This window comes from Leucobacter sp. Psy1 (assembly GCF_020096995.1).
Classification (GTDB): Bacteria; Actinomycetota; Actinomycetes; order Actinomycetales; family Microbacteriaceae; genus Leucobacter.
In genome coordinates this window covers 3,202,111-3,221,426 of the sequence record NZ_CP083692.1, presented here as the reverse complement: position 1 = coordinate 3,221,426, position 19,316 = coordinate 3,202,111, and the positions used below count along the sequence as shown (strand labels likewise).

The 19,316-nt window shown below is 67.7% G+C and carries 19 protein-coding genes; 16 read left to right on the top strand and 3 right to left on the bottom strand.

Going from position 1 to position 19,316, the window contains the following annotated elements:
* Nucleotides 1-2 precede the first annotated feature (2 nt).
* From K8P10_RS15270 to rplI, 13 genes are all read left to right on the top strand, one after another.
* A complete protein-coding gene (locus K8P10_RS15270; protein WP_224779732.1) occupies nucleotides 3-818 on the top strand; it encodes a bifunctional allantoicase/(S)-ureidoglycine aminohydrolase in 816 nt (271 codons plus the stop codon).
* Between the two features lie 374 nt (nucleotides 819-1,192).
* Complete coding sequence (locus K8P10_RS15265; RefSeq protein WP_224779731.1) at nucleotides 1,193-1,978, top strand: hydroxypyruvate isomerase family protein; 786 nt, start codon at nucleotides 1,193-1,195, stop codon at nucleotides 1,976-1,978.
* Between the two features lie 42 nt (nucleotides 1,979-2,020).
* Nucleotides 2,021-2,905, top strand: a complete 885-nt coding sequence (locus K8P10_RS15260; RefSeq protein WP_224779730.1) for a 2-hydroxy-3-oxopropionate reductase — start codon at nucleotides 2,021-2,023, stop codon at nucleotides 2,903-2,905.
* Nucleotides 2,906-3,040: 135 nt separating this feature from the next.
* The gene (gene gcl / locus K8P10_RS15255; protein ID WP_224779729.1) at nucleotides 3,041-4,840 is read left to right on the top strand and encodes a glyoxylate carboligase; all 1,800 of its coding nucleotides are present in this window, start codon (nucleotides 3,041-3,043) and stop codon (nucleotides 4,838-4,840) included.
* A 21-nt stretch (nucleotides 4,841-4,861) separates the two neighbouring features.
* Entirely contained in the window at nucleotides 4,862-6,004 is a 1,143-nt protein-coding gene (locus tag K8P10_RS15250; protein WP_224781313.1) for a glycerate kinase, read from the top strand.
* A gap of 107 nt (nucleotides 6,005-6,111) precedes the next feature.
* Nucleotides 6,112-7,644: an NCS1 family nucleobase:cation symporter-1 gene (locus K8P10_RS15245; protein WP_224779728.1), complete on the top strand. Its 1,533-nt coding sequence runs from the start codon at nucleotides 6,112-6,114 to the stop codon at nucleotides 7,642-7,644.
* Nucleotides 7,645-7,669: 25 nt separating this feature from the next.
* Nucleotides 7,670-8,398: an aspartate/glutamate racemase family protein gene (locus tag K8P10_RS15240; protein ID WP_224779727.1), complete on the top strand. Its 729-nt coding sequence runs from the start codon at nucleotides 7,670-7,672 to the stop codon at nucleotides 8,396-8,398.
* An 80-nt stretch (nucleotides 8,399-8,478) separates the two neighbouring features.
* Nucleotides 8,479-9,879: an allantoinase AllB gene (allB, locus tag K8P10_RS15235; RefSeq protein ID WP_224779726.1), complete on the top strand. Its 1,401-nt coding sequence runs from the start codon at nucleotides 8,479-8,481 to the stop codon at nucleotides 9,877-9,879.
* An 88-nt stretch (nucleotides 9,880-9,967) separates the two neighbouring features.
* Complete coding sequence (locus K8P10_RS15230) at nucleotides 9,968-11,113, top strand: alanine--glyoxylate aminotransferase family protein (protein WP_224779725.1); 1,146 nt, start codon at nucleotides 9,968-9,970, stop codon at nucleotides 11,111-11,113.
* Between the two features lie 166 nt (nucleotides 11,114-11,279).
* Entirely contained in the window at nucleotides 11,280-11,642 is a 363-nt protein-coding gene (gene rpsF, locus K8P10_RS15225) for a 30S ribosomal protein S6 (RefSeq protein ID WP_224779724.1), read from the top strand.
* A 3-nt stretch (nucleotides 11,643-11,645) separates the two neighbouring features.
* Nucleotides 11,646-12,176, top strand: coding sequence for a single-stranded DNA-binding protein (gene ssb / locus K8P10_RS15220; RefSeq protein WP_224779723.1), 531 nt, complete (start codon nucleotides 11,646-11,648; stop codon nucleotides 12,174-12,176).
* Nucleotides 12,177-12,199: 23 nt separating this feature from the next.
* Nucleotides 12,200-12,460, top strand: coding sequence for a 30S ribosomal protein S18 (gene rpsR, locus K8P10_RS15215; protein ID WP_188024779.1), 261 nt, complete (start codon nucleotides 12,200-12,202; stop codon nucleotides 12,458-12,460).
* Nucleotides 12,461-12,470: 10 nt separating this feature from the next.
* Nucleotides 12,471-12,920, top strand: a complete 450-nt coding sequence (gene rplI, locus K8P10_RS15210; RefSeq protein ID WP_224779722.1) for a 50S ribosomal protein L9 — start codon at nucleotides 12,471-12,473, stop codon at nucleotides 12,918-12,920.
* A gap of 174 nt (nucleotides 12,921-13,094) precedes the next feature.
* Here rplI and mgtE read toward each other — a convergent pair whose 3' ends face one another.
* Entirely contained in the window at nucleotides 13,095-14,438 is a 1,344-nt protein-coding gene (gene mgtE, locus K8P10_RS15205; protein WP_224779721.1) for a magnesium transporter, read from the bottom strand.
* 334 nt (nucleotides 14,439-14,772) lie between these two features.
* On the opposite strand from mgtE, the gene dnaB reads away from it, so the two are divergent.
* The 3 genes from dnaB (at nucleotide 14,773) to K8P10_RS15190 (ending at nucleotide 17,160) form a co-directional block, all read left to right on the top strand.
* The gene (gene dnaB, locus K8P10_RS15200) at nucleotides 14,773-16,149 is read left to right on the top strand and encodes a replicative DNA helicase (protein WP_224779720.1); all 1,377 of its coding nucleotides are present in this window, start codon (nucleotides 14,773-14,775) and stop codon (nucleotides 16,147-16,149) included.
* Between the two features lie 95 nt (nucleotides 16,150-16,244).
* Nucleotides 16,245-16,826: a hypothetical protein gene (locus tag K8P10_RS15195; RefSeq protein WP_224779719.1), complete on the top strand. Its 582-nt coding sequence runs from the start codon at nucleotides 16,245-16,247 to the stop codon at nucleotides 16,824-16,826.
* Nucleotides 16,827-16,872: 46 nt separating this feature from the next.
* Nucleotides 16,873-17,160 (top strand): ABC transporter ATP-binding protein, encoded by a 288-nt coding sequence (locus K8P10_RS15190; RefSeq protein ID WP_224779718.1) that lies wholly within the window; start codon nucleotides 16,873-16,875, stop codon nucleotides 17,158-17,160.
* A 57-nt stretch (nucleotides 17,161-17,217) separates the two neighbouring features.
* Here K8P10_RS15190 and purB read toward each other — a convergent pair whose 3' ends face one another.
* Together purB and K8P10_RS15180 are read right to left on the bottom strand one after the other, a co-directional pair.
* Nucleotides 17,218-18,603 (bottom strand): adenylosuccinate lyase, encoded by a 1,386-nt coding sequence (gene purB / locus K8P10_RS15185; protein WP_224779717.1) that lies wholly within the window; start codon nucleotides 18,601-18,603, stop codon nucleotides 17,218-17,220.
* Nucleotides 18,604-18,718: 115 nt separating this feature from the next.
* The gene (locus tag K8P10_RS15180) at nucleotides 18,719-19,168 is read right to left on the bottom strand and encodes a phage holin family protein (protein WP_224779716.1); all 450 of its coding nucleotides are present in this window, start codon (nucleotides 19,166-19,168) and stop codon (nucleotides 18,719-18,721) included.
* Between the last annotated feature and the right edge of the window lie 148 nt (nucleotides 19,169-19,316).

The following is a 19,316-nucleotide window of genomic DNA, read 5'->3' as shown; positions in this document are numbered from 1 at the left end:
CGATGTCGACACCCACATACGCCACGATTGACCCGACGCTCCCCCCGCAGACCGACGCGCTCGGTTCCGCGGCGATCGTCACCGAGGCCTACACCGTCATCCCGAACTCGGTGATGCGAGACATCGTCGCCAGCGTGTTCCCGGAGTGGGAGCAGACGCGTGGATGGATCCTGAACCGTCCCGTGTCCGGCGGTGCGACGACGTTCGCCCAGATGATCATGGAGGTCCAGCCGGGCGGGGGTTCGGACGCTCCTGAACCTCAGGTCGAGGTCGAGGGCTTCCTGTTCGTGCTGAGCGGCGAGTTCTCGGTCACGGTCGACGGCACCGAGCACGCGCTCGTCGAGGGCGGATACGCGTTCATCCCGGCAGGCACCGCGTGGTCGGTGCGCAACACGGGCTCGGTTCCAGGGCAGTTCCACTGGTTCCGCAAGCGGTACGAGCCGGTCGCGGGCCTCACGCCCCGGCCGCTCGCCGGCAACGAGCGCGACATCGAGGCCGGAGCCATGGCGGGAACGGACGGCAAGTGGGCGACCACGCGCTTCTTCGACCCCGAGGATCTCGCCTACGACATGCACGTCACGGTGGTGACGTTCGAACCGGGCGCGAAGATCCCGTTCCTCGAGACGCACGTCATGGAGCACGGCATCTACGTGCTCGAGGGCAACGCCGTCTACCGGCTCAACGACGACTGGGTCGAGCTGCAGCCGGGTGACTACTTCTCGCTGCGCGCCTTCTGTCCGCAGGCGTGCTACGCGGGAGGACCGGGCAAGTTCCGGTACCTCCTGTACAAGGACGTGAACCGCCAGATCGCGCTGTAGCGCGTGAGTGTACGAGGGCCCGGGACCGTGGAGACGCGGCCCCGGGCCCTCGTCGTGCGCGGGGTGCCCCTGCGCGAGCCCGTGCTCTCGCGCCCTCCCGCCGCGCCCGTCGCGCCCGTCGCGCCCGCGTGTCGTCTTCGCCGAGTGAACGCAGTTCGTTGTGTTTTTCCCTGAAGTGGAACGATTTGCGTTCACTCGGGGGCGGGAAGGGGGTGCGGTGCGGGAAGGGCGCCCTGGCGTGTGAAGGGTCCTGCGGGGGAGCGGGTTGACACTTCCGCGCAGCCGGGGTTACGCTTCTTTCACACAACAGAACTTGTCTTCCGCATCGTGAAAGTCAAGCCAGTGCCATCGAACCGCGAAAGTGAGGTCGTCCAATGTCGTACACCGTCAACGCGTCCATCCTGCTCACCGATCTCCCGCTCCTCGAGCGCCCCGCCGCGGCCAAGGCCGCAGGCTTCGAGGCCGTGGAGTTCTGGTGGCCCTTCGCCACCGCAACGCCGGCGAGCGACGAGGTCGACGCGTTCGTGGCCGCGATCCAGAACGCCGGAGTCCGCCTCACCGGGCTCAATCTCTTCGCGGGCGACATGCCGGCCGGCGATCGCGGCGTCCTCTCGAACCCAGAGCGCAGCGGCGAGTTCCGCGACAACCTCGACGTCGTCACGCAGATCGGCGAGCGCCTCGGCACACCGGCCTTCAACGCGCTCTACGGCAAGCGGATCGACGGCGTCACGCCTGAGGAGCAGGACGCACTCGGTGCCGAGAACCTGGCGCTCGCCGCAGACGCCGTCGCCCGCATCGGCGGCACGGTGCTCGTGGAGCCGGTCTCTGGCGCCCCCGAGTACCCGCTCAAGACCGCGCAGGACGCGCTGGACGTGATCGCCCGGGTGGGCCGCGACAACGTGAAACTGCTGGCGGACTTCTACCACCTCGCCGTCAACGGCGATGACGTCGCCGCCGTCATCGAAGCCCACGCCGCAGAGTTCGGCCACATCCAGATCGCCGACGATCCCGGTCGCGGTGAGCCAGGCACCGGCCAGCTCCCGCTCCAGCAGTGGATCGACCGCAGCCGCGAGCTCGGGTACGACGGGGTCATCGGCCTCGAGTACAAGCAGTCGCAGGACGATCCGTTCGCTTGGCTCCAGGCCGCGGCCCGCGCCTAACCCCTCTCAGACTCTCTTCGCATCACACCAGAAAGGCCCTCAATGTCGAACATCGCCTTCATCGGACTCGGAATCATGGGACTCCCCATGTCGATCAACCTCGTCAAGGCCGGTCACACCGTCGTCGGTTACAACCGCAGTAGCGCCAAGGTCGAGAAGCTCGTCGCCGAGGGCGGCCAGGGCGCCTCGACGGTGGCAGAGGCCGTCGCCGATGCGGACATCGTCGTCACCATGGTTCCCGACTCCCCCGACGTCGAGGCCGTGGTGTCGGGGGAGGACGGCGTCTTCGCGAACGCGAAGCCCGGTGCCCTCTGGATCGACTTCTCCTCCATCCGTCCCGACGTGGCCTCGCGCCTCTCATCCGAGGCCGTCGAGGCCGGTCTGCGTCCCCTCGACGCGCCCGTGTCAGGCGGCGAGCCGGGTGCCATCGACGGCGTGCTGTCGATCATGGTCGGCGGCGAGGCTGAGGACTTCGCTGCAGCGGAGGAGGTGCTGAACGTCGTCGGCAAGACGATCGTGCACGTCGGCCCCTCGGGCGCCGGCCAGACCGTGAAGGCCGCGAATCAGCTCATCGTCGCCGTGAACATCCAGGCGCTGGCCGAGGCGGTGACCTTCCTCGAGGCCTACGGCGTCGACACCGATGCGGCGCTGCGCGTGCTCGGCGGTGGCCTCGCCGGCTCGAAGGTCCTCGATCAGAAGGGGCAGAAGATGCTCGATCGCAACTTCGATCCCGGCTTCCGCCTCGCACTGCACAACAAGGATCTCGGCATCGTGACCGCCGCGGCGCGCGAGGCCGGGGTGGTCGTGCCCCTCGGCTCCGCCGTCGCCCAGCTCGTGTCCGCCCTCGTCGCCCGCGGCGACGGTGCGCTCGACCACTCGGGCCTCTTCAAACTCGCCGGCGAGCTCTCCGGACGCTCGAACGGCTAACCCCAGCTCGAGGGTCGGACCGGGCGTTATTACTCACACCCTGCCTGGCCGACCCTCGGATCACCCATCGCGGGCGTCCCCCGCACGCGGAGCGAAGAACGACCTTCCCTCCGTCAGAAATAAAGGAGTTTCACCATGGCAAAGATGCGTGCCGTCGACGCGGCAGTGCTGATCCTGGAGAAGGAGGGCGCCACGCAGGCGTTCGGCCTCCCCGGTGCGGCGATCAACCCGTTCTACTCGGCGATGCGAGCGCACGGGGGCATCAAGCACGTGCTCGCCCGCCACGTCGAGGGTGCTTCGCACATGGCCGAGGGATACACCCGTGCAGAGGCGGGCAACATCGGCATCTGCATCGGCACCTCAGGTCCTGCGGGCACCGACATGATCACGGGCCTCTACTCGGCATCTGCCGATTCGATCCCGATCCTCTGCATCACCGGTCAGGCGCCCGTCGCGAAGCTCGACAAGGAGGACTTCCAGGCCGTCGACATCGCCTCTATCGCGAAGCCGGTCACGAAGCTCGCGAAGACGGTGCTCGAGGCCGGCCAGGTGCCTGGCATCTTCCAGCAGGCGTTCCAGCTCATGCGTTCGGGCCGCCCTGGCCCGGTGCTCATCGACCTGCCGATCGACGTGCAGCAGACGGAGATCGAGTTCGACATCGACCTCTACGAGCCGCTCCCCCTCGCGAAGCCCGAGGCGAGTCGTGCGCAGATCGACAGCGTGCTCGCCATGCTCGACGCAGCCGAGAAGCCGGTGCTCATCGCGGGCGGCGGGATCCTCAACGCCGATGCGGCGGACGAGTTCGTGGAGCTCGCTGAAACGCTGGGCGTGCCGGTGATCCCGACCCTGATGGGCTGGGGCGTGATCCCCGACGACCACCGCCTGATGGCCGGTATGGTCGGGCTGCAGACGCAGCACCGCTACGGCAATGAGAACCTGCTCGCCAGCGACCTGGTCATCGGCGTCGGCAACCGCTGGGCGAACCGCCACACCGGCTCCCTCGACGTCTACACCCGCGGCCGCAAGTTCGTGCACATCGATATCGAGCCCACGCAGATCGGGCGCGTGTTCGCTCCGGATCTCGGCATCGTCTCCGACGCGGGCGCCGCCATTCGCGGCCTGCTGGAAGCCGTTCGTGAGCGCCAGAGCGCCGGAACGCTGCCGGATCGCGCCGCCTGGGTCGACGAAACGCAGCAGCGCAAGGGCTCGCTGCAGCGCAAGACGAACTTCGACAATGTGCCGATCAAGCCGCAGCGCGTCTACCAGGAGATGAACCGCGCGTTCGGCCGCGACACGAGGTACGTGACGACGATCGGTCTCTCGCAGATCGCCGGCGCCCAGATGCTCCACGTCTACCGGCCCCGTCACTGGATCAACTGCGGCCAGGCCGGTCCGCTCGGCTGGACGCTTCCCGCAGCGCTCGGCGTCGTCGCCGCCGACCCGAGCACGCCCGTCGTCGCGCTCTCCGGGGACTACGACTTCCAGTTCATGATCGAGGAGCTCGCGGTGGGTGCGCAGTTCAAGCTCCCGTACATCCACGTCGTGGTCAACAACTCTTATCTCGGGCTCATCCGCCAGGCGCAGCGGAACTTCGAGATGGATTACCACGTGTCCCTCGCCTTCGACAACGTCAACAGCCCCGAGACCGAGGGCTACGGAGTCGATCACATCAAGGTTGCCGAGGGGCTCGGGTGCAAGGCGATCCGGGTGCGCGAGGTCGAGGATCTCCACGCCGCGTTCATCCGCGCGAAAGACCTCATGAGCCAGTTCCAGGTGCCCGTGGTCGTCGAGGTCATCCTCGAGCGGATCACGAACATCGCCATGAGCGGGGCCGGGATCGATGCGATCAACGAGTTCGAGGATCTCGCAACGGGTCCGGACGATGCGCCCACGGCGACGATCCCGCTGCAGCCCGCCGCGGTGCCGGCCGGCTAGCGACGGAGTAACGTGACTGCCATGCGCATCGTCATCGCTCCGGACAAGTTCAAGGGCTCCCTCACGGCGCAGGAGGTCGGGGACCACATCGGCATCGGGGTCAGGGCCGCGTGCGCCGACCCCGATATCACGGTGGTCCCGATGGCGGACGGCGGCGAGGGCACCCTCGACGCGGCGCTGGCGAATGGGTTCTCTCGCGTCGAGGTAGATGCCACCGGGCCGCTGGGCGCGCCCGTGCGCGCAGCGATCGCGGTGCGGGGCGACGAGGCGGTCGTCGAAATGGCGGCCGCCTCCGGCCTCGCGCTCGTCGACGAGGGGGAGCGTGATGCGCTGGCCGCTAGTTCCCGCGGCACGGGCGAGCTGATCCGGGCGGCGCTCGACGCCGGGGCTGGTCGGGTCGTGCTGGCCATCGGCGGCAGCGCCTCGACGGACGGCGGCGCCGGCATGCTGGCGGCCCTCGGGGCCCGCCTGCTCGACGCGGACGGCCAGGAGGTCGCAGACGGCGGAGCTGCGCTCGCCGATGTCGTCGAGGTCGATCTCTCCGGTCTCGACGAGCGGATCGCGTCGACGAGCTTTCAGCTCGCCAGCGATGTCGACCACACGCTCCTCGGACCGCGTGGCGCGGCGTGCGTCTTCGCCCCCCAGAAGGGTGCGTCACCCGCGCAGGTGCTCCAGCTCGAGCGCGCGCTGACCGCGTTCGCGCGGGCGCTGCGCGAGGCCACGGGCGGGGAGGACTTCGCGCCGCACGCGGGTGCGGGCGCCGCGGGGGGTGTCGGCTTCGCCGCCCTCGCCGTGCTGGGTGCCGAGCGACTCCCCGGCGTGGATGTCGTGGTCGACTTCACCCGGCTGCGGGCACATCTCGCGGGCGCCGACCTCGCGATCACCGGAGAGGGATCCTTCGATGAGCAGAGCCTCGGGGGGAAGACGCCGATGGGCGTGCTCGCCGCGGCGACCTCCCTCGGCGTGCCGACAGCCGTGGTCTGCGGACGCTCCCTCTTGACGGATGAGGCGTGGCGGGACGCTGGATTCGTCGGCTGCTTCGCGACGGCGGATCGTGCGCCCGACGCCGAAACGAGCATGCGCGAGACCGGCCCACTGTTGCAGGCGATCGGCGCGGAACTCGTCCGTCGTTGGCGCGCCGGAGAGTTCGCTGGAAGCGCTTGACAGCCCCGCCGGCATATGGTGAACTCATTCCCATCTCGTGGAATGTAGTTTCCGCAATGTGAAACAACGAGAATTTTCTGACGAAGATGTCATCCCAAGGAGTACCCATGTCGCAGGACGAAGTCGTCCACGTTCCGAGCCGCGCGTCGGAGGGTCTGATTGACCCGGCACCGTCAGCAGTGTTCGCCATCAACGCGGGGATCAGCCCTCGGCTGTACAACCGCGACCTGGCGCCGACAACGCGCACGGGTCGCACCTGGAGCGCCTACAGCATCTTCACCCTCTGGGCCAACGACGTGCACAGCCTTGGGAACTACGTCTGGGCCATCGGTCTCTTCTCGCTCGGCATGAGCGGGGGCGCCATTCTCGGCGCGCTCGCCTTCGGCGCGCTCTTCCTGTTCCTCCTCCTCACGCTCTCGGGTTACATGGGCGAGAAGACGGGCGTCCCGTTCCCGGTGATGAGCCGCATCTCCTTCGGCGTCTACGGCGCCCAGATCCCCGGTCTCCTCCGTGGCGCGGTCGCGATCGCGTGGTTCGGCATCCAGACCTACCTCGCCTCGCAGGTGCTCCAGGTCGTCATCATCGCCATCGCCCCCTCGGCCGCCGGCATGCAGGAGGGGTCGTTCCTCGGCCTGTCGTCCCTCGGATGGATCAGCTTCCTGGCGCTCTGGGTCGTGCAGACGATCATCGTCAGCTACGGCATGGAGATGATCCGCAAGTACGAGGCCTTCGCTGGGCCCGTCATCCTCTTCACCTTCGTCTCGCTCGCGATCTGGGTGTTCGTACAGGCCGACTTCAGCATCGCCTGGAACAACGGGAACCCCCTGACGGGGGCCGAACTCTGGCTGGGTATGCTCGGCGCCGCGTCCGCCTGGGTCGCGATCTACGGCACCTTCGTCCTGAACTTCTGCGACTTCACACGCGGGGCGATGTCGAAGAAGTCCATCGTCCGCGGTAACTTCTGGGGCATCCCGGTGAACATGCTGTTCTTCGGCCTCGTCGTCCTTGCACTCGCCGGCGGCTCATTCAAGATCAACGGCGTCGCGATCGCCTCCCCCGCCGACGTCGTCGCGGCGCTGCCGAACACCGTGCTCCTCGTCCTCGCGTCGCTCGCCCTCATCGTCCTCACCATCGCGGTGAACCTGATGGCCAACTTTGTGGCCCCCACCTACGCGCTCACGAACCTGTTCCCCCGCCACCTGAACTTCCGTCGGGCCGCACTGATCTCGGCCGTCATCGGCCTCGTGATCCTGCCGTGGAACATGTACAACTCCCCCGTCGTCATCGGCATCTTCCTCAACGGCCTCGGCGCCCTGCTCGGGCCGCTGTTCGGCATCATCATGGTCGACTACTGGCTCATCAAGAAGCAGCGGATCAACGTGCTCGATCTCTACACCGAGAACAACCGGGGCGAGTACCACTACCGGAAGGGGTTCAACCCCCGCGCCGTTGCGGCCCTCGCGATCTCAGGATCGCTCGCGCTGATCCTGACTTTCGTGCCGATCTTCCACGTCATCAGCTCCTTCTCCTGGTTCATCGCCGCCATCCTGGGAGCCCTGACCTACGGCGTACTCGCGGATCGCCGCGGCCCGTTCACCGATGTGGAGGGCGAGGAGATCGCCGTCGCACCGACCCACTGACCCCACGAGAAGGACACACGAGACCATGCGCATTCTGGTTGCGAACGTCAACACCACCGAATCCATGACCGACGGAATCGCCGAGGCAGCGCGCGCCGTCGCCTCCCCCGGCACCGAGATCGTCGGGATCACGCCGGCGTTCGGCGCCGAATCGTGCGAGGGCAACTTCGAGAGCTACCTCGCCGCGATCGCGGTGATGGACGCGATCCAGCGGTACGAGGGCGAGTACGACGCCGTGATTCAGGCGGGCTACGGCGAGCACGGTCGCGAGGGGCTGCAGGAGCTGCTCACCGTTCCGGTCGTCGACATCACCGAAGCCGCCGCGTCGACGGCGATGTACCTCGGCCGCAGCTACTCGGTGGTCACGACGCTTGACCGCACGGTACCGCTCATCGAGGACCGCCTCCTGCTGGCGGGGATGATGGAGCGCTGCGCCTCCGTGCGGTCCTCCGGGCTCGGGGTGTTGGAGCTCGAGGAGGATCCCGAGCGCGCCGTCGAGGCCATCGTCGCCGAGGCGGAACGGGCCGTCCACGACGACCGCGCCGAGGTGATCGTGCTCGGCTGCGGCGGCATGGCGGAGCTCAAGAACCGCGTCGTCGAGCGCTGCGGCGTTCCCGTGGTCGATGGAGTGCAGGCCGCGGTAGCGGTCGCGGAGGGTCTGGTGCAGCTCGGCCTCACGACCTCGAAGTCGCGCACCTACGCACCGCCTCGGCCGAAGCGGGTCACCGGGTTCCCGGTGCCGCGCGCATCCTGACCCGACCGACGCAGCCACCGCCCTGGAGCGGCGGAGCAGACTGAACACCGAGCACACCCCACATCGAGGAGAGGCGAATCATGGCAGAGGAACAGGCAGAGCAGGGCGGCGGGCACTCCGGAGGCACCGGAGCCGAGGGGAGCGAGCGCTTCGATCTCGTTATCCGCGGTGAGCGAGTGCTCACCACGTCCGGGATCCGCGCCCGCGAGGTCGGGGTGCGCGACGGCGTGGTCGTCGCACTGCAGCCGCTCGGGAACGGCCTCGAGGGTGATCGCGTGGTGGAGCTCGCGGACGACGAGACCCTGATCCCCGGCTTGGTGGACACCCACGTGCACGTCAACGAGCCTGGCCGCACCGAGTGGGAGGGGTTCGCCTCGGCGACGAGGGCCGCCGCCAAGGGCGGCGTCACGACCATCCTGGACATGCCGCTCAACAGCATCCCGCCGACCATCGATGTCGCCGCCCTCGAGGAGAAGCGGGACGCGGCGCGCGAGCAGGCCTTCGTCGACGTGGGCTTCTGGGGCGGTGCCGTGCCGGGGAACACCGGTGAGCTCCGCGGCCTGCACGACGCAGGGGTCTTCGGATTCAAATGCTTCCTGCTCCACTCAGGCGTCGACGAGTTCCCTCCGCTCGACGCCGCCGAGATGGAGACGGACATGCGCGAGCTGCAGACCTACGACTCCATGCTCATCGTGCACGCGGAGGATTCGCGCGCCATCGACCGTGCTCCGTCGCCCGAGGGGGACGTCTACGAGCGGTTCCTGCACTCGCGCCCGCGGGGCGCTGAGAACCTGGCGATCGCCGAGGTGATCGAGCGGGCGCGCTGGACCGGCGCGCGCGCCCATATCCTCCACCTCTCATCCTCCGACGCGCTCGCCATGATCCGTACGGCGAAGCGCGACGGTGTGCGGCTGACGGTGGAGACCTGCCCGCACTACCTGACACTCACTGCCGAGGAGGTGCCGACGGGCGGGACCGCGTACAAGTGCTGCCCGCCGATCCGCGAAGCCTCCAACCGCGAACTGCTCTGGGAGGGGCTCGCCGACGGCACCATCGACTACATCGCGAGCGACCACTCCCCCTCGACCCTCGACCTCAAGGATCTCGAGAACGGCGACTTCGCGGTCGCGTGGGGCGGCGTCTCCTCACTGCAGCTCGAGCTGCCGGTGATCTGGACCGAGGCCCGCAGGCGCGGGTTCTCGCTCGAGCAGGTCGTGTCGTGGATGGCGGAGAAGCCCGCCGACAACGTGGGTCTCACCGGCAAGGGACGCATCGCGCTCGGCGGCGACGCCGACTTCTCGGTGTTCGCCGCGGACGACGCCTTCGTCGTCGACGTCTCACACCTCGAGCACAAGAATCCGATCACCCCCTACGCCGGCCGTGCACTGTCGGGCGTCGTGCGACGCACCTACCTGCACGGCGAGGAGATCGACGGCGAGACGCCGACCGGTCGCCTGCTCCGCCGAGGCATGGTCGAGTAACGAGTCCGCTCTGCACGCGGCCCGCGCTTCCTGCGGGGCGCGTGCAGAGCGATGCGATGATAGGGGTTGACGGGGAAGGAGCACGCACATGACCGAGACCCACGAGACCCTGCCGCACGACGACGTCGATCCCGGAGGGCTCCTCGAGTACTCCGTGGTCTTCACCGACCGATCCCTGAACCACATGTCCCAGCGCTTTATCGGGGTGATGCAGGAGATCACCGATGTGTTGCTCGGCACCTACGACGCCGTCGGGGCGGCGATCGTTCCCGGCGGTGGGAGCTATGCGATGGAGGCCGTCGCACGGCAGATCGCGTCGGGGCGGCGCTGTCTCGTGGTGCGGAACGGCCTGTTCTCGTACCGGTGGTCGCAGATCCTGGAGGCGGGCTCCATCGCCGATACCGTGACCGTCTGCTCGGCAAGGCCGGCAGCGGACGGAGACCGCGCGCCGTGGTCGCCAGCCCCCATCAACGAGATCGTGGCGACGATCCGGAGCGAGCGACCCGAGGTCGTCTTCGCGCCCCACGTCGAAACCGCAGCCGGCATCCAGCTGCCTGACGCTGCGATCAGCGCGATCGCCGATGCGGTGCACGAGGTCGGCGGGCTCTTCGTGCTCGACTGCATCGCCTCGGGGGCGCAGTGGGTCTCGATGGAGGCGCTCGGCGTCGACGTGCTCATCAGCGCCCCGCAGAAGGGCTGGAGCGGCTCCCCCTGCGCCGGGTACGTGATGCTCGGACCCGCGGGTCGCGCAGCGGTCGAGTCGACGACCTCCACCAGCTTCGCGGCGGATCTGCGCAAGTGGCTCTTCATCGCCGACGAGTACCGGGAAGGGCGGGCGCCGTACCACGCGACGATGCCGACCGACGCGCTCGCGCACAACGCCGCGCTCATGCGCGAAGCGGTCGACCGGGGCCTCGAGGCGCTGCGCGACGCGCAGACTGAGCTGGGCGGGCGGGTGCGCGCACTCCTCGCAGAGCGAGGCTTTCCGTCGGTCGCCGCTGCGGAGTTCGCTGCCCCGAGCGTCGTGGTCGTGCACACGGATGACGCCGCACTGAAATCGGGCGCAGCCTTCAGGGAGGCCGGCGTGCAGATCGCCGCTGGCGTGCCACTCCACTGCGGCGAACCCGAGAGCTTCTCCACATTCCGCATCGGGCTCTTCGGACTCGACAAGCTGGCCGACATCGACGGCACCGTCGACCGCCTGCGCGCCGCGCTCGACGCCATCGGGAGCTGACGCACGCGGGCGGCCTCGATCCTGCCGCCCTGAATCCACGCGAGAGTGCTAAGCTGTACAGGTTGTCTGTGCGCACTGCACCCTGCAGTCCGCCAGGCACGATGCACAAGTACCCTCCTGCCACGGAAATCCCGTGGCCGCGAAGTCCGAAGGAGGTGGGTCAATAATGCATCCGTACGAACTCATGGTTATCCTCGATCCCGGTATCGACGAGCGCACCGTGGCCCCCAGCATGGAGAAGTTCCTCGGCGTCATCCGCAACGCGGGCGGCGAGATCGAGAACATCGACATCTGGGGCAAGCGCCGTCTGGCCTACGAGATCAAGAAGCAGTCCGAGGGCATCTACGTCGTCGTGAACTTCACCGCGACCTCCGAGGCGACCGACGAGCTCGATCGTCAGCTCGGTCTGAGCGAGGCCGTGCTCCGCACCAAGGTGCTCCGCAACGATGAGCTCATCGCGCAGCGCGCCGAGCAGAAGCAGCGCGACGAGGCCAAGGCCGCCCGCGCAGCAGCGAAGCAGAGCGCCTAGCTCATGGCCGGCGAGCCGCTCATCACCGTCGTCGGTAACCTCGTTGCCGACCCCGAGCCGCGTGTCAGCCAGGCTGGCAAGTCGTGGGTGACGTTCCGCATCGCCTCGACTCCCCGTGTGCGCGACCGCCAATCGGGCGACTGGTCGGACGGCGAAGCGCTGTTCCTCGGCTGCCGCGCATTCGGCGAGTACGCCGATAACATCGCCGCGTCGCTGACGAAGGGCATGCGCGTTATCGTGCAGGGCCGTCTGACGCAGCGCAGCTACACCGACAACCAGGGCCAGCAGCGCACCTCTCTCGACCTCGAGGTCGAAGAGGTCGGGCCCTCGCTCCGCTGGTCGACCGCACAGGTCAGCCGCGGGCAGTCGCGCGGCCAGGGCGGCGGATTCGGCGGCGGTCAGCCGGCCGGTCAGCCGAACTGGGGCCAGTCCGCAGCACCGCAGCAGCAGCAGAGCAACCCCTGGACCAACTCGGGCCAGCAGGGCGGCGGCAGCGACTTCGGTGGCGGCTTCGACGACGATCAACCTTTCTAAGACTCAGGAGAAAAGACCACATCATGGCAGGCAAGTCCAGCGGCGCAGGCCGCAAGCCGGGCCGGGGCAAGAACGCAAAGCCCGTAGCGCCCGCAAAGAAGCAGACCGTCGGCGTCATCGATTACAAGGATGTCGCGACGCTGCGCAAGTTCGTCTCTGAGCGCGGGAAGATCCGCGCGCGCCGCATCACTGGCGTTTCCGTGCAGGAGCAGCGACTGATCGCGAAGGCCGTGAAGAACGCCCGCGAGATGGCGCTCCTCCCCTACGCCGGTTCCGGCCGCTAAGGAGAGCATCATGGCGAAAGTAATTCTCACGAATGAGGTTCAGGGCCTCGGGTCCGCGGGTGACGTGGTCGAGGTCAAGAACGGCTACGCGCGCAACTACCTGGTTCCGCAGGGCTACGGCGTCCACTGGACCCGTGGCGGCGAGGCTCAGGTCGCGCAGCTCCGTGCAGCTCGCGACGCCCGCGCACTCGCGTCCGCCGAGGACGCCCGCGCGCTGAAGACGAAGCTCGAAGAGGGCAAGATCCGCCTGTTCGCGAAGTCGGGCGCCGAGGGGCGTCTCTTCGGCGCGATCCGTCCGGCGAACGTCGCGGCAGCGGTCTCCGAGGCCGGCCTCGGCGAGATCGATAAGCGCAAGGTCACGCTCCCGGCGATCAAGTCGACCGGCGAGTACCGCGCGACGATCCACCTGCACGAGGGTGTCGACGCGGAGATTACGCTGCAGATCATCGCACAGCGCTGATCGACTCGGATCACAGAACGGGGCGGCCCCTTCGGGAGCCGCCCCGTTCTGTTTTCCACAGATGCTTGAACCTTTGGGATAACTCCTCGCACGTACGACAACGATGTAATTACGCGATGTGTTTCCCCAGTTCACGGCGTTATTCGCCGAAAGTACTAAACTGTGGATAACTATTCACAGTTGCAGCACGCTGCGGGCGATCAGGAAGTACAGGATAAGCCCTGTCGCGTCAACGAACGTCGTAATGAACGGGTTCGAGAAGACGGCCGGATCGACGCGTATCGCACGCGCTGCCAGGGGCATGATGCCGCCGACGGCAGCCGCCGTCGTGCAGATCGCGAGCAGGGTCGCACCGATGATGAACCCGATGGCGGGGGAGTAGATGAGCCCAGCGACGGCGAACCCCAGCGCTCCCAGCAGAAGACCCAGGAGGGCTCCTGCGCGGAGTTCGCGGCTCAGGACCCGCAGGATGTCGCGCGGGCGCACGTCGTCGAGCGCAAGCGCTCGCGTGACGGTGGTGGCGGCCTGGTTTCCCGTGTTCCCTCCCGTGCCGATGAGGAGCGGGACGAAGAGCGCCAGTACCGTCACCTGCGCGAGAGTGTCTTCGAATACCTCGAGCACATGCACCGTGAGTGTGGCTCCGACCGCCAGCACCAGTAGCCAGACGATGCGCGAGCGCACGAGGGCCGTGACGGGCGTCGCGAGGTAGGGGCGCCTGAGTGGCTCCACGCCGCCCTGTCGCGCCGCATCCTCGGTCTCCGACTCCTCGATGATCTTCACGGCGTCGTCGATCGTGAGCATGCCGACCAGGCGATCCTCGCTGTCGACGATCGGCAGCGCGAGGAATCCCCGCTCGGTGCACAGGCGGGCCGCGGACTCTGCGGGGTGCGCGACGGTGGCGGTGACGACCTCCTCCATGAGGTGCGCGATGGGGGTGTCTTCTGAGGCTCCGATCAGGTCGCGCAGGCTCACGACGCCGATCACGCGCCGGCCGTCCGCGATGACGGGGATCGTGTAGACCGTCTCCGCCTCGTCGAGGCGATCGCGCACCCTGGCGAGCGTCTGCGCCACGGAGAGCTCGGCCCGTGTGCTGACGTACTCCGGGGTCATCCGGCGGCCCACAGAGGCCTGCGGGTAGCCGAGCATCGACGCGGTGAGCTCGCGGTCGCCGGCCGGGAGGTCGCGCATCAGGCGGGTCGCGAGCACGGCGGGCACTTCGTCGAGCAGCCACACGCGATCGTCGGGATCGAGGTCCGCGAACATCCGGGTCACCTCGGAGTCCTGCAGGCCCTCGAGCAGCTCGCCCTGCAGCGCCGGCGGAAGCTCCTCGAAGAGGTCCAGCGCGCGCTGCTTCTCGAGCAGTCGGTACAGGACCGCACGTGGCTTCTGCTCGAATCGTTCGAAGAGCGCCACGAGGTCGGCGACGCTGAGCGGTGTCAGCTCCTGGGTCGCCGCAGCGAGATCCTGACGGTTCAACTGATCGCGGATGGTATCGATGAGATCAGGGCTGAGAGACACACGTGACCATACCAATTCGGCGTGGTCATTGTCCACAGGAGCGCCACGCGGCAAGCCTCAAGCTTCACCTGAGGGTTGAATAACTTCAGACGCTGGGGATGAGAAAACCCCAGATCCGAGGCTCAAAAAAAGTCTAGACAGAATCCTATTCCACAGGTTATCCCCAGATCTGTGGAAAAGGTTCGGGGTTCTCACGGTCGTTATCCACCGAGTTATCCACAAGGGGAGAACAGGCCGTTTGGCCTCCGTGATAGAGGGGCCTACCGTGAGTGTCTGAGGTGTGGTGTTCACTATCACCGACCACCTCCGTCGCCCATAGAAGAGGAGTCCGTGCGTGTCGATCGCTCACCTGGGAATTCCCGACTCACGCTCCGACGAGTCGCAGTACGGCAACGAGCGCACGCCGCCGTATGATCTGCTCGCCGAGCAGAGCGCGCTCGGCGGCATGCTGCTGTCGAAGGATGCCGTCGCCGACGTGACGGGCATCCTGCGCGGCCCCGACTTCTACGTGCCGAAGCACGAGGTGATCTACGAGGCGGTCCTCGCGCTCTACGCTCGCGGCGAGCCGACCGACGCCATCACCGTCACCGACCAGCTCACCAAGATGGGGGATCTGCAGCGGGCAGGTGGAGCCGAATACCTGCACACGATCACGAGCATCGTGCCGACCGCCGCGAACGCGAGCTTCTACGCGGAGATCGTCGCAGAGAAGGCGCTGCTCCGCCGCCTCGTGGAGGCTGGAACGCGAATTGTGCAGATGGGCTACGCAGGTGAGGGCGAGGCGGTCGATCTCGTCAACAGCGCGCAGTCCGAGATCTACGGCGTCACCGGTGCCGATCAGGCGAACGACTACGTGCCGCTCTCCGACGCGGTGACTGCCGCGATCGAGGAGATCGAGAAGGCGAAGATGTCCGAGGGCGGCATGATGGGCGTCCCCACCGGCTTCGCCGAGCTCGACGAGAAGACCAACGGATTCGCCCCCGGCCAGATGATCATCGTCGCGGCTCGACCCGCAATGGGCAAGTCGACGCTCGCCCTCGACATCGCTCGCTCCGGGTCCGTCGGGGCGGGAGCGACCACCGTCTTCTTCTCGCTCGAGATGGGCCGAGCCGAGATCGCGATGCGACTGCTCGCGGCCGAGGCAAGCATCCCGATGCAGACCCTCCGCAAGGGGGCGCTCGACCAGCGCGACTTCACCAAGCTCGCGGCGACGCAGGCGCGCATCAACGAGGCGCCGCTGTTCATTGACGACAGCCCGAACCTCACGCTGGTCGAGATCCGCGCGAAGTGCCGTCGCCTGAAGCAGCGCCACAACCTCAAGATGGTCGTCATCGACTACCTGCAGCTCCTGTCCAGCGGCAAGCGCGTCGAAAGCCGTCAGCAGGAGGTCAGCGAGTTCTCGCGTGCGCTCAAGCTCCTGTCGAAGGAGCTCGAGGTGCCCGTCGTGGCGCTGTCGCAGCTCAACCGTGCCTCCGAGCAGCGCTCCGACAAGATGCCGGCGATCAGCGACCTGCGCGAGTCGGGTTCGCTGGAGCAGGACGCCGACATGGTGATCCTGCTGCACCGCGAGTCCTCGTACGAGAAGGACAACCCGCGCGCGGGTGAGGCCGACCTCATCCTTGCCAAGCAGCGTAACGGCCCGACGGGCACCGTGACCGTCGCCTTCCAGGGTCACTACTCCCGGTTCCAGGACATGCCGAGCGGGCTGTAAGCGGACTTGGCGCAGACCGTCTGACCCTGTGCGCATCGGGCGCATCATCAGCGGCGAGGCGGTAGACTCGAGGGGTGCCACGAAAGGGGTTGAACGTGACTGCGGTGACCGGATCCGACGAGACGCGTTCCGCGACCCCGGAGGCCGGTTCGCGTGCGGCGGCCCTCGTGCGCGTCGGCGTGCTCGCGGTGGCTGGCCTCGGTATCACGTTCACCGCAACACTTCACGAGCAGCTGACGTTCGATCGACTCGTTGTCGCCCTGACGTTCGCCGCCCTCGCCGCCTCGCACGTGTTCATCTGGACCGCGACCGCCCGTTCGGCGCGCACGTCCGCGAGATTGCTGCTCGCCGTCGTCTCGCTCGTCGCGGCGATCGCGATGCTGTTCGTCGGCGCTCCCATCGCGTTCGCGCTGGTGCTCGCCGCTTGGGCGCTCATCAGCGGCCTGCTCGAGTTCATCGGGGGCGCGCTCGGCGGGGCAGCGAAGCAGGACGCCACGCTCATGGGGGCCACCGGAGTCCTGCTCGCGGTGCTCGCTCTGCTGTTCCGCGACGACCAGGTCGCGGCCCTCGGTTTCTTCGGTGCGTACGCCATCGTCGGAGCCGTATTCCTCGGCATCTCGGCATTCGACGGGAAGCGGCGCCCCGCGTCAGGCGCGGCCCCCGTGCCGGGCAACTGACGCCGCCACTGACGCTCACCTCCCACCACGACGGAGACACCACACCATGACGGAATCCCCTCAGCCCGACGGCACGGACCCCGTGACGCCCTCGCGTCGCGACCGCCTCCGACCGCTCGAACTGATCGGGTTCTCCCTCGTGCTCGCGGTGTTCGCCGCTCTCGTCGTGCTGATGGTGACGCGCAACTGGACCCTCACCGGCATCGCCGCGGGCGTCGCGTTCATCGTCAGCGTGATGATGGTCGCCCTGGTGGGTCTCGGTAAATCGCCGAGCGAAGAGGACCGGAAGGCTCGCGAAGACCTTCAGGGTCCCGACGGCACGCACTACCACTGACGTACCCTTCGGTCGCCGCCCGCGAGTCTGCAGGCGGGCGACGACCGCGCAGGCGCGTCAGCGCTGCAGGTAGTCCAGCAGGTCCGCCGCCGAGCCAACGTAGGTGGCCGGAGTGAGTGCGAGCAGCCGCGCCTTGGCCGCGTCACCGATCTCGAGGCCCTCGACGAACTCGATGAGATCGGCCTGGCCGATCCGGCGCCCGCGCGTGAGCTCCTTCAGCGCTGCGTAGGGATCGGAGATGCTCGAGCGGCCTGCGGTCACCTCGGCGCGGATCACCGTCTGGATCGCCTCGCCGAGCACCTCCCAGTTCGCGTCGAGGTCCGCAGCCAGCACCTCGGGTGCCGCATCGATCTGCCCGAGCCCCTTGAGGATGTTGTCGAGCGCGAGCACCGAGTGCCCGAAGCCGACGCCGATGTTCCGCTGCGCCGACGAGTCCGTGAGGTCGCGCTGCCAGCGGCTCGTCACGAGGGTGGCTGCGAGCGAGTCGAGGATCGCGTTCGAGAGCTCCAGGTTCGCCTCGGCGTTCTCGAAGCGGATCGGGTTCACCTTGTGCGGCATCGTCGACGAGCCTGTCGCACCGGCGACGGGGATCTGCCGGAAGTAGCCGATGGAGATGTAGCTCCAGATATCGGTGGCGAGGTTGTGGAGGATCCGGTTGACGTGCGCGACTCGCGAGTACAGTTCCGCCTGCCAGTCGTGCGATTCGATCTGCGTCGTGAGCGGGTTCCAGTCGAGCCCGAGGCCCTCGACGAACTCCTGGGACACCGCGGCCCAGTCGGTGTCGGGGTCGGCGGCGAGATGCGCGGCGAACGTGCCCGTGGCGCCCGAGAACTTGCCGAGGTACTCGACGTCGTCGATCTGGTGCAGCTGGCGCTCGAGTCGGTGGACGAAGACCGCGAGTTCCTTGCCGAGCGTGGTCGGCGTGGCGGGCTGGCCGTGCGTGCGGCTCATCATCGGCAGTTCGCGGTACTGCTCGGCCTGGCGCGCGAGTTCGGCGATCACGGAGTTGAACTTCGGGCGCCAGACCTGCTCGACGGCGTCCTTGACCGTGAGTGCGTAGGAGAGGTTATTGATGTCCTCGCTCGTGCAGCAGACGTGGGTGAGTTCCGCCAGGCGACCGAGGTCCATCTCGTCGAGCTTGCCGCGCACGAGATACTCGACGGCCTTGACGTCGTGCTGAGTCGTGCGCTCCGTCTCGGCGAGCTGGTCAATCTCGGCCTGGCCGAAGTTCGACGCCCACTTGCGGAGAGTCGCCGTCTCATCCTCCGACAGGGGCGTCCCGCCGAGCAGCGAGTGCTCCGTGAGGTAGATGAGCCACTCGACCTCGACGTGCACGCGAGCCTTGTTCAGCCCCGCCTCCGAGAGGAACTCGCCGAGACCCGACACTGCCGCCTGGTAGCGACCGTCGAGAGGGCTGATGGGCTGCGGGGGGAGAGAGGTCATACGTGTGCTCCGGTCGATGCGAGGGCGGGGGAGAGGTCGCCGTGCGCTCGGCGCCCTCACCATCTTCCCATGGAACGCGGCGGACCCGCGGGTTGCTTGCTGGCCGTCCGTCCGCCTAGCGGTCCTTCTTCTTGCCCGTGCCGAGCAGTCCGTTCACGATCGCCGAGAGAATGCCGAGCACGATGGCCGCCAGCACGCCCCACCAGAATCCATCGACGCGCAGACCGAACCCGGCGAGTGTCGAGAGCGCGGACACCGCGAGCAGCATGAGCCCGTTGATCAGCAGGCCGAACAGGCCGAGGGTGATGATGCGCAGGGGGATCGAGACGAACCGCACCACGCGACCCAGTGTGCCGTCGACGACTCCGAAGACGAGCGCGACGAGAACGAGGGTGATGAGGTACGCGGCGGTCGTCTCCGTCTCACCGGACGCCTCGCTCAGCGTCGGCAGGCGCGATGCTCCGAACGGCTCGATCCAGATGCCGTGCTCACCCGGTCCGCCCACGATGAGCGTGGTGAGCCAGAAAGCGAAGGCACTGACGAGAACACGGATGACGGATCGCATGCCCCCAGTCTCCCATGCCGTCCCGGGAGGCGATATAGACCGCGGTGTGCTGCCTGGGCGTGGCCGCGAATTCGTCAGCGCAACAGGTGATTGTTAGGATTCGGGCTGAGCTGAAAGCAAGCTGAGTGCGCATCGGCATCGACGTGGC

Bases quoted from the DNA above. Each gene is read 5' to 3' on its own strand.
- K8P10_RS15270 (WP_224779732.1), top strand. From the start codon at position 3: ATGTCGACACCCACATACGCCACGATTGACCCGACGCTCCCCCCGCAG.
- K8P10_RS15265 (WP_224779731.1), top strand. From the start codon at position 1,193: ATGTCGTACACCGTCAACGCGTCCATCCTGCTCACCGATCTCCCGCTC.
- K8P10_RS15260 (WP_224779730.1), top strand. From the start codon at position 2,021: ATGTCGAACATCGCCTTCATCGGACTCGGAATCATGGGACTCCCCATG.
- gcl (WP_224779729.1), top strand. From the start codon at position 3,041: ATGGCAAAGATGCGTGCCGTCGACGCGGCAGTGCTGATCCTGGAGAAG.
- K8P10_RS15250 (WP_224781313.1), top strand. From the start codon at position 4,862: ATGCGCATCGTCATCGCTCCGGACAAGTTCAAGGGCTCCCTCACGGCG.
- K8P10_RS15245 (WP_224779728.1), top strand. From the start codon at position 6,112: ATGTCGCAGGACGAAGTCGTCCACGTTCCGAGCCGCGCGTCGGAGGGT.
- K8P10_RS15240 (WP_224779727.1), top strand. From the start codon at position 7,670: ATGCGCATTCTGGTTGCGAACGTCAACACCACCGAATCCATGACCGAC.
- allB (WP_224779726.1), top strand. From the start codon at position 8,479: ATGGCAGAGGAACAGGCAGAGCAGGGCGGCGGGCACTCCGGAGGCACC.
- K8P10_RS15230 (WP_224779725.1), top strand. From the start codon at position 9,968: ATGACCGAGACCCACGAGACCCTGCCGCACGACGACGTCGATCCCGGA.
- rpsF (WP_224779724.1), top strand. From the start codon at position 11,280: ATGCATCCGTACGAACTCATGGTTATCCTCGATCCCGGTATCGACGAG.
- ssb (WP_224779723.1), top strand. From the start codon at position 11,646: ATGGCCGGCGAGCCGCTCATCACCGTCGTCGGTAACCTCGTTGCCGAC.
- rpsR (WP_188024779.1), top strand. From the start codon at position 12,200: ATGGCAGGCAAGTCCAGCGGCGCAGGCCGCAAGCCGGGCCGGGGCAAG.
- rplI (WP_224779722.1), top strand. From the start codon at position 12,471: ATGGCGAAAGTAATTCTCACGAATGAGGTTCAGGGCCTCGGGTCCGCG.
- K8P10_RS15190 (WP_224779718.1), top strand. From the start codon at position 16,873: ATGACGGAATCCCCTCAGCCCGACGGCACGGACCCCGTGACGCCCTCG.
- purB (WP_224779717.1), bottom strand. From the start codon at position 18,603: ATGACCTCTCTCCCCCCGCAGCCCATCAGCCCTCTCGACGGTCGCTAC.
- K8P10_RS15180 (WP_224779716.1), bottom strand. From the start codon at position 19,168: ATGCGATCCGTCATCCGTGTTCTCGTCAGTGCCTTCGCTTTCTGGCTC.